Genomic DNA, 12,582 nt, shown 5'->3' on the forward strand with positions numbered 1-12,582 from the left:
CATACATATTTACACATGCATCACAGATACGGCGACCAGGCAGGAAATTTGACCTGTCCATCGGTTGCCGGAAGACGCGCTTTGAAACGCCCGTCCGTCGATACCAACTGCAATACAGAACCCATGCCCTGAGTAGAGCTGTAGATTACCATTGTACCGTTTGGTGCGAGGCTTGGCGTTTCATCCAGGAACGTGTCCGTTAATTGTTGAACGGCTCCCGTTTCCAGATCCTGTCTGGCGACGTGTTGTGCGCCGCCATTGGTGCTAATCATCACCAGAGATTTTCCATCAAAGCTGACATCGGCGTCCTGATTCTGAGAACCTTCCCAGGTCAGGCGCTGCGGCGCACCGCCGTTAGCACTGATTTTATAAATTTGCGGACGACCCGCCTGGTCGGAGGTGTAAGCCAGACTCTGGCTGTCCGGGAACCAGGTAGGTTCAGTACTGTTAAAACGCCCGTCGGTGATCTGATTGATCTGACCTGATGCCAGGTCCATCACGTAGAGGTTCAGACTGCCGCTTTTGGAGAGGGCAAAAGCCAGCTTGCTACCATCAGGGGAGAAAGATGGCGCGCCATTATGACGAGGGAATGAAGCGACCTGCCGGATAGCGCCGTTCGCCAGCGTCTGTACTACCAGCGCAGACTTACCGCTCTCAAAGGTAACGTAAGCCAGTTTGCTGCCATCTTTCGACCAGGCTGGCGACATCAGTGGCTGCGGTGAACGATGCACGACGAACTGGTTGTAACCATCATAGTCTGATACGCGCAGTTCATACGGGAACTGGCCGCCGTTGGTCTGCACCACGTAAGCGATACGGGTACGGAAAGCACCTTTAATGCCGGTCAGCTTCTCAAAGGATTCATCACTGGCGGTATGTGCGGCATAGCGCAACCACTGTTTGGTCACTTTGTACTGGTTCTGGGCCAGAACGGTGCCGGGATTGCCCGAGGTATCCACCAGCTGGTAAGAAACCAGATAGCTGCCGTCAGCCCCTGGCTGGACCTGTCCGACTACCACGGCATCAATACCGAGAGCGGTCCAGGCCGCAGGCTGCACTTCAGCGGCTGAAGTCGGCTGTTGTGGCAGACGCGCCCGATCCAGTGGATTAAATTTTCCGCTGTTACGCAGGTCGGCAGCGATGATACCGCCAATATCTTCTGGTGCAGCGCCAGGGCCATCCCATTTGAAAGGCAAAACCCCGATAGGACGTGCGGTGTTGACACCCTGGGTAATTTCAATGCGAACTTCTGCCTTCGCCACGGCGACGAACAGCAGTAAGAAACTCAGTGCTACGCGAAATGCCTGCTTCATCTTTTCTCCCTTATCTGAACGTAACGTCCACGATAATTAGCAGTGTTCAACCAACAAATAGTCAATCTGTAGAGTACGGCATGTTGACCTTAGTTCAACATACCGTTTATTGCCGGATTCTTAAGGTTTGAAAACCAGCGTTGCATCTTTAACTGCCTGATAAACTTCAGCACTGGGCGGCTTTGGCATTCTTGCCATGCGCGCGGCATTAATTGCTGCCTGACAAAGTGCGGCATCGCCACCTGCCGGCGTGGCCGAAATTAACAAACCATCCGGGGCAAGTTTAATATGCACATCACAGGTTCGGCCTTTGAAGGTCTCAGCGTCATAAAACTTACTCTCAATTGCACCTTTAACCTGCCCCAGGTAGCTGTCAACCGCTGCGCCAGATGCACCGGCCTTCTTCTGATTTCCCTGCCCTGCGGCTCCGCCGCCAGCTTTACCTTCTTTCGGCGCATTTTTGCCGGAAGAGAGACCGCCCAGTAAATCGTCCACGTCGCTACTTTGCTTCGCGGCGTCCGCCGCCGCCTTAGCTTTAGCAGTTGCGGCTGCTTTCGCTTTTGCCGCCGCTTCGGCTTTCGCTTTTGCGGCAGCTTCAGCTTTTTCTTTCGCTTCAGCTGCGGCCTGTTCCTTAGCCTCTTTAGCTTCCTGGGCGGCCTTTGCTTTCGCGGCCTGAGCTGCTTTGGCCTGCTCCTCTGCCGCTTTCGCTTTTGCTTCCTGAGCGGCTTTTACTTTAGCGGCTTCTGCTGCGGCCTGTTTCGCCTCTGCCTCAGCCTGTTTTTTTGCCTCTGCTGCGGCTTTTTTGGCCTCAGCCTGCGCTTTTTTCTGCGCATCGGCTGCGGCTTTCGCCTGAGCATCGGCCTGTGCTTTCGCATCAGCTTGCGCTTTCGCCTTAGCGTCTGCCTGAGCTTTTAACTGAGCATCCGCCTCTGCCTTCGCGTCGGCTTTTGCTTTTGCCGCTGCGGCCTCAGCCTGCTTTTGCTGTTCCTCTGCCTGTTTCTGCTGTGCGGCCTGCTCTGCCGCCTGCTCTTTGGCTTCCTGCTGGGCCTGTAAGCGCTCTTTCTCCAGCGCTTTCAACCGCTGCTGCTCAGCTGCCTGTTTCTGTTGTAATTCCTCAGCCTGCTGTTGCGCCTGCTTCTGCCGTTGTTGTTCGGCACGCTTGCTGTCGCTCTGCTGGTTTTGTTGTCGGTTGTACTGCTCGACGACCGCGCCGGGATCGACCATTACGGCATCAATATCGCCACCGCCACCGCCGCTGCTGGCGTCGATGTGTTCGTCAAACGAGCTCCAGATCAGCAATGCAATCAGGATGATATGCAAAATTACTGAAATGATGATGGCACGCTTTAACTTATCGTTTTGCTCGGCTACCTTCGACACTCTCGGTTCCCAAAAACGGTTCGAAAAATTTAAATTGGCTGCGTCATTAAACCGACAGACTTCACACCTGCCTGATGCAGCAGGTTCAGCGCCTTAATGATCTCATCGTAAGGCACATCTTTCGCACCACCGATCAGGAATACCGTCTTAGGATTCGCCTCAATTCGGCGCTGCGCTTCAGCAACAACCTGCTCTGGCGGCAACTGCGACATTCGATCATGATCAACCACCAGGCTGTACTGCCCCACGCCTGCCACTTCAACGATCACCGGAGGGTTATCATCGCTGGAGACGGTTTTTGAATCCGTTGCGTCCGGCAGATCCACTTCCACGCTCTGGGTGATAATCGGCGCTGTTGCCATAAAAATCAGCAGCAGCACCAGCAGCACATCCAGTAAGGGAACGATATTGATTTCTGACTTCAGTTCGCGGCGACCGCGACCACGTTTTCTGGCCATGCTGCCCCCTACCTTGATTCGCTGGAGAAGGCCTGACGATGGAGAATAGCCGTGAACTCTTCCATAAAGTTATCGTAATTCTGCTCAAGCTTATTCACCCGCTGGTTGAGCCGGTTGTAGGCCATCACTGCCGGAATCGCAGCAAACAGACCGATAGCGGTAGCAATCAGCGCTTCTGCAATACCCGGTGCCACCATCTGCAACGTAGCTTGTTTCACCGCACCCAGTGCAATAAAGGCATGCATAATCCCCCAGACCGTGCCAAACAGGCCGATGTAAGGGCTGATTGAGCCGACCGTACCTAAAAAAGGAATGTGTGTTTCCAGGGTTTCCAGTTCACGATTGAGGGAAATACGCATTGCCCTGGTCGCCCCTTCAACCGCAGCCTCAGGCGCATGGTGATTGGCCCGATGCAGGCGAGCAAACTCTTTAAAACCCGCATAGAAAATTTGCTCAGAGCCGGCAAGTTCATCACGGCGTGCCTGGCTTTCCTGATACAACCGCGACAGTTCGATCCCGGACCAGAATTTGTCTTCAAACGCATCTGCTTCGCGCCCCGCCGTATTCAGAATACGGGTACGCTGAATAATGACAGCCCAGGAGGCGATTGAAAAACCAATCAAAATCAGCATGATAAGTTTAACCAGAAGGCTGGCCTTCAGGAACAAATCAAGAATGTTCATGTCAGTCACTGCTTGAACTCCGCGACAATAGACTTGGGAAGCGCAATGGGCTTCATCAGATGTGGATTGATGCAGGCGATCAGGACTTCTGCTTCGTTCAGCGTCCGGCCTTCTGCATTAACAATACGTTGTGCGAACGTCATCGTCGTTCTGGTCACTTTGCTCACCTCACACTGCACCTCGAGAAGATCGTCAAGGCGGGCGGCGGCGAGGTAGTCAACCGTTATCCGACGAACGACAAACGCAACCTGCTGTTCCAGCAGCGCCTGTTGATTGAAATGGTGCTGGCGCAGCATCTCAGTCCGTGCCCGTTCATAAAAAGCAACATAGCTGGCGTGGTAAACCACCCCACCGGCATCGGTGTCTTCGTAATAGACGCGAACCGGCCATCGAAACAGCGTTGTACTCACTCTACATCCCGGCAATGCTTTTAAACGTTGCTACTATACGCAAGAGAATACGCCTTTGGAATGGATTGCCAGACGTGGAAGTAAATAATTATCGTTTGGTAACAATAATGATCACTTACGGATAATTCTTAAACATTTCCTGACCGGAGAAGAACAAATCTGCAAGGAAATCCAGCTCAGCTATCGCCTCATTCCAACGCCTGAACATTTATCGTCAGGTTAACAGCAGCCAAAGAGCACAGAGCACAGAGCACAGAGCACAGAGCACAGAGCACAGCACAGCACAGCACTCAGCATATCGTTCGCCCCTCTGCATAACTTTTCTGATCTCCGGTATTACACCCGCAGGCAAACTGCTCAGCAGAAGATTGGTAACAACTGAAAACCGTTCACCCTTAAGCGTTTTTTTAAAGAAATCTACCCTGCATTGCTGTAGATACAACAAATCATCATTAACCAGAGATAGCATTATGGAAATACGGGGCAGCAGGGTAAACGCACATATCAGCTTATCGGAAATAGACAGGATCCAGAAGGCAACAAATAAAAATGACGTACCCAGCCTGTGGGGAAAAATCAAAGACTGGTTTTGTGGCACAAAAACGGAAAAAGCTAAAATATGTCTTTATGAGATCTATAACGAGGCTACCGACAATAAACAAAAATTAAACGCATTTTTCACACTCATCAATCTGGTTTCACCAGCTTATAAAAACAGATTCAAATTTAGCTTAGATGATAATTCGATAAAAATTAAAATTGATGATGTGGATGGAAGTGAACGTGAAATTGAACTGCCTGAAGATCAACACGGTCTTTTGGATTCGATTAATGAGCGTTTTGGTCACTATTCCAGCGAAGAAAGCATCAGGGGGTTGAAACAGGATATAAACAGGGCGGACTATAAGTTTTCATTTTACGATAAGGAATATGATTTTGATCACCGGGACAAGAGCAAATATCAAGAGCTGTATAATCTGGAATCTAAAGAGCAACTAATTAACGAATTAACTCTCGGCGATCATCAGAAAAAATATCTTGGCATTCTGGCATCCCAGGCGTTACCCCTGGCTATGTTGAGTTTAAGATCAGATTACAGAACGCTTGGTAGTAAACATGATTTGTCGTTTTCTGTCACAACCTTTGCGATAAAAAACAGCCTGCATTATGACAAGCATCTGAAAATAGATATGCAGTTCTCAAATAAGATACCCGAGGTTATGCGCGAATTTGATGAGTCACAAGGTCTGTATCCTGAAGTGAAGTGCACTGCATCATTTCTGATCAATTCTGAGAAAACCTGCCTTCTGTCATGCGAATGGCAAGGGATCGGCGATCGCATTTAAGACACTGTTTTAAAATAAGAGAGTTTGCAACAACACGGCTCCTTGTTATTGCTCCTCTCGTACAGGCTTCAGACCCCAGCTTAAAATATTAACGGATCGGTTGCCCGATCCGTTTTCTCGCGTTATGAACACTATCTTTATGAAGACTTATCCAGATGCTCAATCGCCAGTGCGGTAATAACACCAATTGCACAGGCCAGCAACGTGCCGAGGATCCAGGCAAAATACCACATAGTCAGCTCCTCAATCAGTAGAGAGAATGGGTGTTGGCTTCAATTTGTTCTTTGGTCAGACGACCGAACATTTTGTAGTAACACCAGGTTGTATACGCCAGGATGATCGGCACAAATATTATCGCCGCCACGGTCATAATTTTCAGCGTCAGGAAGCTGGAAGTCGCATCCCACATGGTCAGGCTGATATCCGGCACCGTACTGGATGGCATAATGAACGGAAACATCGCCACACCCGCTGTCAGGATCACGCAGGCCAGAGTCAGGGAAGAGAAAACAAATGCCCAGGCTCCTTTCTCAAAGCGTGAACAAAGCACCGTCAGCAACGGCAGCACCACACCCAGTGCCGGAATAACCCACAGCAGAGGAATCTGCCGGAAATTAATCAGCCAGGCCCCGGCTTCGCGAGTGACGTGCTTGTTCAGTGGATCTGACGCAGCATTATGGTCGAGCGTGGAAGTCAGCAGGTATCCGTCGATACCATACATCACCCAGATGCCCGCCAGTACAAAACAGACCATCATAATCAGCGCCGAAATCTGTGCCGCGGCACGGGAACGAAGATGAAGTTCGCCAACGGTGCGCATCTGCAAATAGGTCGCTCCCTGCGTCAGGATCATCGTGAGGCTGACAAACCCCGCGAGCAGTGCAAAAGGATTGAGTAACTGAAAGAAGCTGCCGGTATAGAACAGACGCAGATACTGGTCGGCGTGGAAAGGCACACCCTGTAACAGATTGCCAAAAGCCACGCCAATCACCAGTGGCGGCACAAAGCTGCCGATAAAAATGCCCCAGTCCCACATACCACGCCAGCGCATATCCTCAATTTTCGAACGATAGTCAAAACCGACAGGGCGGAAAAAGAGCGAGGCCAGCACGAGGATCATCGCCACATAAAAGCCAGAAAAAGCGGCGGCGTAGACCATTGGCCAGGCGGCAAATAAGGCACCGCCAGCGGTAATAAGCCACACCTGATTGCCGTCCCAGTGTGGCGCGATGCTGTTGATCATCACGCGGCGTTCGCTGTCGGTCCGACCCAGAATCCGGCTCAGCATCCCCACGCCCATATCAAAGCCGTCAGCCACAGCAAAGCCAATCAGCAGGACGCCTACCAGCACCCACCAGACGAAGCGTAACAGTTCATAAGTGATCATTTTCAGGTTCCTTTCTCAGCGTGCCGGTTGGCTGGCGATATCAGACTGTTCAAAGTGATAACGACCGGTTTTCAGGCTGCTGGGTCCCAGCCGGGCAAATTTGAACATCAGATACATTTCCGCAATCAGGAACAGCGTGTAGAGGCCGCATATCAGCGCCATTGAGAACAAAAGATCGCCCACGGTCAGTGAGGAGTTTGCCACAGCAGTTGGCAGCACCTCACCAATCGCCCAGGGCTGACGGCCATATTCAGCCACAAACCAGCCTGCCTCCACCGCAATCCACGGCAGCGGAATGCCATACAGCGCGCATTTAAGCAGGAAACGATTTTTGCCAATGCGGTTGCGAATCACCGTCCAGAAAGAACACGCGATAATCAGCAGCATCAGACCACCGGCCGCCACCATGATGCGGAAAGAGAAATAGAGCGGTGCCACACGTGGCACTGAGTCTTTTGTTGCCTGACGAATTTGCGCCTCACTGGCATCGGCGACATTGGGCGTGTAGCGTTTCAGCAGCAAGCCATAACCCAGATCTTTTTTCGTCTCGTTGAAAGCCACGCGTACGGCGGGATCTTCAGAACCAGAACGCAACTCTTCAAGCAGCTGCCAGGCTTTCATCCCGTTACGAATGCGTACTTCATGCTCAGTCATCAGCTCTTTCAGACCGGTCACTGGTTTATCAACAGAACGGGTGGCAATCAATCCCAGCAGCCAGGGGATCTGTACAGCGTAATGATTTTGCTGACGATCCTGATCCGGAATGCCAAACAGGGTAAATGCCGCCGGTGCAGGCTGCGTTTCCCATTCAGCCTCAATAGCTGCCAGTTTGGTTTTTTGTACGTCGCCCATTTCATAGCCGGATTCATCACCCAACACGATAACCGACAGCACTGCCGCCATGCCAAAGCTTGCCGCAATAGCAAAAGAGCGTTTGGCAAAAGCCACATCGCGCCCACGCAGCAGATAATAAGCACTGATGCCAAGAATAAACATCGCACCGGTGGTGTACCCCGCCGCAACGGTATGGACAAATTTAACCTGAGCAACCGGGTTGAAGATCAGTTCGGAGAAGCTGACCATTTCCATACGCATCGTTTCAAAATTGAATTCCGATGCTACCGGATTTTGCATCCAGCCATTGGCAACCAGGATCCATAACGCGGAGAGATTAGACCCGAGAGCAACCAGCCAGGTCACAGCCAGGTGCTGGACCTTACTCAGCCGGTCCCAACCAAAAAAGAACAGGCCGACAAAAGTGGATTCGAGGAAAAAAGCCATCAGACCTTCAATGGCCAGCGGGGCACCAAAAATATCACCAACGTAATGTGAGTAATATGACCAGTTGGTGCCAAACTGAAACTCCATAGTCAGCCCGGTTGCCACACCCAGCGCAAAGTTAATACCAAATAACTTGCCCCAGAATTTAGTCATATCTTTGTAGATTTGTTTGCCGGACAGCACGTACACCGTTTCCATGATCGCCAGTAAAAACGCCATGCCCAGCGTTAACGGGACAAACAGGAAATGATACATAGCCGTCAGAGCAAACTGTAAGCGCGACAGTTCGACGATATCAAACATCTTGACTCCTTGCTCCTCGCCTGAGGGAGATAACACAGTGCCATAGCCCATCAGGCCTGCACCGGTCAGTACCAGTAATTTTAAGAAGAAAAATCCTGTCATGGCATTAAGGAAATGAAATTTGATATCACCTTAATAACCAAAATTTAACAAAACAAATCAAAATCACAGTGGAAATTGCAGCTGTGGCCCACACGATAATCCTCTCTTTATAAACGAGAGTCCGTGACGGATAAACTATTTTATCAAATCATATGAATTTATTATTAATGCGCTGAAAGCCATTTTTTGATGCGGAACAATTTAATCGAAAAACCAATTTTTAATCCAGCAATAACAATTGATTTAGCTCTGTTTTTCTTGATCCTGATTAATGTCGGAAAGCGGTTAAATGTGCTTTGGAAATGGCAATGTTAAATAATTATATTTAAAAATCAGAAATACACTCATTTGAATAACAATGACATAATATTTTTAACCATGCTTTTATTTAAGCAGCAATGCGCATTACGGATTCATGCGCAACGGCAGCGTTAATCCGCCAGTCACGCTACAAAAGCGTAGTCCGATTTTCATATTTTGCCTGATAGCGGATTTTATCGCCGCAAGAGAAAAAAAAGGCCACCCGAAGGTGGCCTGAGGTATCCATCCAGGTAATCAGTTCGGTGCAAGAACCGCTTTCACCGCATCACCGATATCGGCAAGGCTACGCACAGTTTTGACGCCAGCCGCCTCCAGAGCAGCAAACTTCTCATCTGCCGTACCTTTACCGCCGGCAATAATGGCTCCGGCGTGACCCATACGCTTGCCTTTTGGCGCAGTGACGCCCGCGATATAACCGACCACTGGCTTGGTAACATGCTCTTTGATAAAGGCTGCGGCTTCTTCTTCTGCACTCCCGCCGATTTCACCGATCATGACAATCGCTTCGGTTTGCGGATCGTCCTGGAACAGTTTCAGAATGTCGATGAAGTTAGACCCCGGAATCGGGTCACCGCCAATCCCGACACAGGTGGACTGACCATAGCCAATATCGGTGGTCTGCTTAACCGCTTCATAAGTCAGCGTACCGGAGCGGGAAACAATGCCGACGCGACCTGGCTTATGAATATGGCCCGGCATGATACCGATTTTGCAGGCACCAGGCGTGATCACGCCCGGACAGTTTGGACCAATCATCCGCACGCCAGCTTCATCCAGTTTCACTTTCACCGTCAGCATATCCAGCGTCGGGATGCCTTCGGTGATGGTGATGATCAGTTTGATGCCCGCATCGATTGCTTCCAGGATACCGTCTTTACAAAACGGCGCAGGAACGTAGATTACTGAAGCCGTAGCGCCAGTGGCTTCGACAGCCTCACGCACGGTATTAAATACCGGCAGACCGAGATGCTCGGTGCCGCCTTTACCCGGCGTCACGCCACCGACCAGCTGTGTGCCGTAAGCCAGCGCCTGTTCTGAGTGAAAAGTGCCCTGTCCACCGGTGAAGCCCTGGCAGATTACTTTGGTGTTTTTATCGATCAAAATGGACATTATTTCCCCTCCGCTGCGGCAACAACGCGCTGCGCCGCGTCGCTCAGGCTGGTTGCTGCAATAATATTCAGCCCGCTGTCTGCCAGTTTTTTGGCACCCAGCTCGGCGTTGTTTCCTTCCAGACGCACCACCACCGGCACATTGACACCGACTTCAGCGACTGCACCAATGATGCCATCTGCGATCAGATCGCAGCGCACGATGCCGCCAAAGATGTTAACAAACACCGCTTTCACCGCATCATCAGACAGGATGATTTTAAAGGCTTCGGTAACACGCTCTTTGGTTGCACCGCCGCCAACATCGAGGAAGTTAGCGGGCTGGCCGCCGCTCAGTTTAACGATGTCCATCGTGCCCATCGCCAGACCTGCGCCGTTAACCATACAGCCAATGTTGCCTTCCAGCGCCACGTAGTTCAGTTCCCATTGCGCAGCATGTGCTTCACGGGAGTCTTCCTGGCTTGGATCGCGCATTTCGCGCAGTTCAGGCTGACGGAACAGGGCATTGCCATCGGCGCCCAGTTTGCCATCCAGGCAGATCAGGTCACCCTGTTTGGTGATCACCAGCGGGTTGATCTCGACCAGCGCCAGATCGCGCTCAAGGAACATGGTTGCCAGCCCCATAAAGATTTTGGTGAACTGACCAACCTGCTTACCGCTCAGACCCAGTTTGAACGCCAGTTCACGTCCCTGATAAGGCTGAGGACCGGCCAGCGGGTCAAGCGCCATCTTGTGGATAAGATGCGGGGTTTCTTCCGCCACTTTTTCAATTTCCACACCGCCTTCGGTTGAAGCCATGAACACCACGCGACGGGTTCCACGGTCAACCACTGCGCCCAGGTACAGCTCCTGGTCAATATCAGTCGCCGCTTCGACCAGAATCTGGTTAACCGGCTGGCCGTTGGCGTCGGTCTGGTAAGTCGTCAGGCGTTTACCCAGCCAGTGTTCAGCAAAAGCACGGATCTCTTCCTTGCTTTTGACCACTTTCACGCCGCCCGCTTTACCACGGCCTCCGGCATGAACCTGACATTTCACTACCCACGGACCGGCCCCAATTTTGGAGGCGGCTTCTTCTGCTTCACGTGGCGTGGTGCAGGCATAACCGGTTGGTGCCGGTAAACCATACCGTGCAAACAACTGTTTTGCCTGATATTCGTGTAAGTTCATGATGATAATCCACTCAGGTCGGAAAAGACTCAGCCGCATCCGGCAGGTTGCCGGCATGTCGGCCATACACAGGGAAAGGTGCGGCGAGCTGGCCGCACCGGACCAGTCAGACGTCCAGCAGCAGGCGGGACGGATCTTCCAGAAGTTCCTTGATCGCCACCAGATAACTGACGGACTCTTTACCGTCAATCAGGCGGTGATCGTAGGAGAGCGCCAGATACATCATTGGCAGGATTTCCACCTTGCCATTGACGGCCATCGGACGATCTTTAATCGCATGCATACCCAGAATGGCACTCTGCGGTGGGTTGATGATCGGCGTGGACATCAGCGAGCCAAACACACCACCGTTGGTGATGGTAAAGTTTCCGCCGGTCAGTTCCTCAACGGTCAGCTTGCCGTCGCGCCCCTTAATCGCCAGCTCTTTGATTTTTTTCTCGATGTCGGCCATACCCAGCGCATCAACATCTTTCAGCACCGGGGTGACCAGACCACGCGGTGTGGAGACGGCGATGCTGACATCAAAATAGTTGTGATAAACCACATCATCGCCATCGATAGAGGCATTGACTTCCGGGAAGCGTTTCAGCGCTTCAACCACCGCTTTCAGGTAGAAGGACATAAAGCCCAGACGTACACCGTGACGCTTTTCAAAGGCTTCGCCGTACTGTTTGCGCAGATTCATGATCGGCTGCATGTTGACTTCGTTGAAAGTCGTCAGCATGGCGGTGCTGTTTTTTGCTTCCAGCAGACGTTCGGCCACGCGCTTACGCAGACGGGTCATAGGCACACGTTTTTCACTGCGACCCGCCAGGGCCGGGGCTGGCGTAGAGGCGGAGGCGGCTGCCCCACTCTCAGATTTCTTCGCCAGGTGTTTTTCAACATCTTCACGGGTCAGACGGCCACCCACGCCGGTGCCTTTAATGGCCGCCGGATCAAGGCTGTGTTCTGCAATCAGACGGCGAATTGCAGGACTGAGGGCGTCATTACTTTCATCAGACAGGGATGCGCTCTGGCGTTGTGCCGGCGTGGATTCCTGAGGTTCTGCTTTGGCAGAACTCTCTTTACCGCCACTGTTACCCTCTTTCAGGCGGCCCAGCGGCTGACGCGAGGTGACCGTCGCGCCTTCATCTTCGAGAATGGCTTCCAGCACGCCATCTGCGGAGGCAGGAACTTCCAGCACCACCTTGTCGGTTTCGATCTCAACCAGCACTTCATCGCGCTGAACGGTATCGCCCGGTTTTTTGTGCCAGGTCGCCACGGTGGCGTCGGCAACGGATTCGGGCAGGTCGGGAACGAAGATATCTACGCTACTCATTATT

At 51.7% G+C, this 12,582-nt stretch carries 12 protein-coding genes; 1 reads left to right on the forward strand and 11 read right to left on the reverse strand.

The features are described from left to right. Positions 1 to 20: 20 nt before the first annotated feature. The 5 genes from tolB to ybgC all read right to left on the reverse strand — a co-directional run bounded on the left by tolB (position 21) and on the right by ybgC (position 4,244). Positions 21 to 1,313: a Tol-Pal system beta propeller repeat protein TolB gene (tolB, locus tag BG55_RS20605; RefSeq protein WP_034941593.1), complete on the reverse strand. Its 1,293-nt coding sequence runs from the start codon at positions 1,311 to 1,313 to the stop codon at positions 21 to 23. 120 nt (positions 1,314 to 1,433) lie between these two features. Next, positions 1,434 to 2,693 (reverse strand): cell envelope integrity protein TolA, encoded by a 1,260-nt coding sequence (gene tolA, locus BG55_RS20610; RefSeq protein WP_034941595.1) that lies wholly within the window; start codon positions 2,691 to 2,693, stop codon positions 1,434 to 1,436. 29 nt (positions 2,694 to 2,722) lie between these two features. Then, on the reverse strand, positions 2,723 to 3,151 hold the full coding sequence (tolR, locus tag BG55_RS20615) for a colicin uptake protein TolR (RefSeq protein WP_034941597.1): 429 nt from the start codon (positions 3,149 to 3,151) through the stop codon (positions 2,723 to 2,725). A gap of 8 nt (positions 3,152 to 3,159) precedes the next feature. Then, positions 3,160 to 3,843: a Tol-Pal system protein TolQ gene (gene tolQ / locus BG55_RS20620; protein ID WP_034941599.1), complete on the reverse strand. Its 684-nt coding sequence runs from the start codon at positions 3,841 to 3,843 to the stop codon at positions 3,160 to 3,162. Further along, positions 3,840 to 4,244, reverse strand: a complete 405-nt coding sequence (gene ybgC, locus BG55_RS20625) for a tol-pal system-associated acyl-CoA thioesterase (protein ID WP_034941601.1) — start codon at positions 4,242 to 4,244, stop codon at positions 3,840 to 3,842. The genes tolQ and ybgC overlap by 4 nt, the downstream gene beginning before the upstream one ends. Positions 4,245 to 4,714: 470 nt before the next feature. Here ybgC and BG55_RS20630 point away from each other — a divergent pair, with 470 nt between their 5' ends. Next, positions 4,715 to 5,590 (forward strand): hypothetical protein, encoded by an 876-nt coding sequence (locus BG55_RS20630; protein ID WP_034941602.1) that lies wholly within the window; start codon positions 4,715 to 4,717, stop codon positions 5,588 to 5,590. 137 nt (positions 5,591 to 5,727) lie between these two features. Here BG55_RS20630 and cydX read toward each other — a convergent pair whose 3' ends face one another. From cydX to odhB, 6 genes are all read right to left on the reverse strand, one after another. Continuing rightward, a complete protein-coding gene (gene cydX, locus BG55_RS22175) occupies positions 5,728 to 5,823 on the reverse strand; it encodes a cytochrome bd-I oxidase subunit CydX (RefSeq protein WP_071995069.1) in 96 nt (31 codons plus the stop codon). Between the two features lie 14 nt (positions 5,824 to 5,837). Next, positions 5,838 to 6,977 carry a cytochrome d ubiquinol oxidase subunit II gene (gene cydB / locus BG55_RS20635; RefSeq protein ID WP_034941605.1) on the reverse strand — a complete coding sequence of 380 codons (1,140 nt, stop codon included), beginning with the start codon at positions 6,975 to 6,977 and terminating at the stop codon, positions 5,838 to 5,840. Between the two features lie 15 nt (positions 6,978 to 6,992). Continuing rightward, entirely contained in the window at positions 6,993 to 8,561 is a 1,569-nt protein-coding gene (cydA, locus tag BG55_RS20640) for a cytochrome ubiquinol oxidase subunit I (protein WP_034941875.1), read from the reverse strand. Between the two features lie 657 nt (positions 8,562 to 9,218). Beyond that, positions 9,219 to 10,094: a succinate--CoA ligase subunit alpha gene (gene sucD / locus BG55_RS20645; RefSeq protein WP_034941607.1), complete on the reverse strand. Its 876-nt coding sequence runs from the start codon at positions 10,092 to 10,094 to the stop codon at positions 9,219 to 9,221. Continuing rightward, on the reverse strand, positions 10,094 to 11,260 hold the full coding sequence (gene sucC / locus BG55_RS20650) for an ADP-forming succinate--CoA ligase subunit beta (RefSeq protein ID WP_034941877.1): 1,167 nt from the start codon (positions 11,258 to 11,260) through the stop codon (positions 10,094 to 10,096). The genes sucD and sucC overlap by 1 nt, the downstream gene beginning before the upstream one ends. Before the next feature lie 106 nt (positions 11,261 to 11,366). Then, positions 11,367 to 12,578: a 2-oxoglutarate dehydrogenase complex dihydrolipoyllysine-residue succinyltransferase gene (gene odhB / locus BG55_RS20655; protein WP_034941609.1), complete on the reverse strand. Its 1,212-nt coding sequence runs from the start codon at positions 12,576 to 12,578 to the stop codon at positions 11,367 to 11,369. Positions 12,579 to 12,582 lie beyond the last annotated feature (4 nt).

Source organism: Erwinia mallotivora (genome assembly GCF_000590885.1).
Classification (GTDB): Bacteria; Pseudomonadota; Gammaproteobacteria; order Enterobacterales; family Enterobacteriaceae; genus Erwinia; species Erwinia mallotivora.

Bases quoted from the DNA above. Each gene is read 5' to 3' on its own strand.
- sucD (WP_034941607.1), bottom strand. From the start codon at position 10,094: ATGTCCATTTTGATCGATAAAAACACCAAAGTAATCTGCCAGGGCTTC.
- sucC (WP_034941877.1), bottom strand. From the start codon at position 11,260: ATGAACTTACACGAATATCAGGCAAAACAGTTGTTTGCACGGTATGGT.
- odhB (WP_034941609.1), bottom strand. From the start codon at position 12,578: ATGAGTAGCGTAGATATCTTCGTTCCCGACCTGCCCGAATCCGTTGCC.
- tolR (WP_034941597.1), bottom strand. From the start codon at position 3,151: ATGGCCAGAAAACGTGGTCGCGGTCGCCGCGAACTGAAGTCAGAAATC.
- cydX (WP_071995069.1), bottom strand. From the start codon at position 5,823: ATGTGGTATTTTGCCTGGATCCTCGGCACGTTGCTGGCCTGTGCAATT.
- cydB (WP_034941605.1), bottom strand. From the start codon at position 6,977: ATGATCACTTATGAACTGTTACGCTTCGTCTGGTGGGTGCTGGTAGGC.
- tolB (WP_034941593.1), bottom strand. From the start codon at position 1,313: ATGAAGCAGGCATTTCGCGTAGCACTGAGTTTCTTACTGCTGTTCGTC.
- BG55_RS20630 (WP_034941602.1), top strand. From the start codon at position 4,715: ATGGAAATACGGGGCAGCAGGGTAAACGCACATATCAGCTTATCGGAA.
- cydA (WP_034941875.1), bottom strand. From the start codon at position 8,561: ATGTTTGATATCGTCGAACTGTCGCGCTTACAGTTTGCTCTGACGGCT.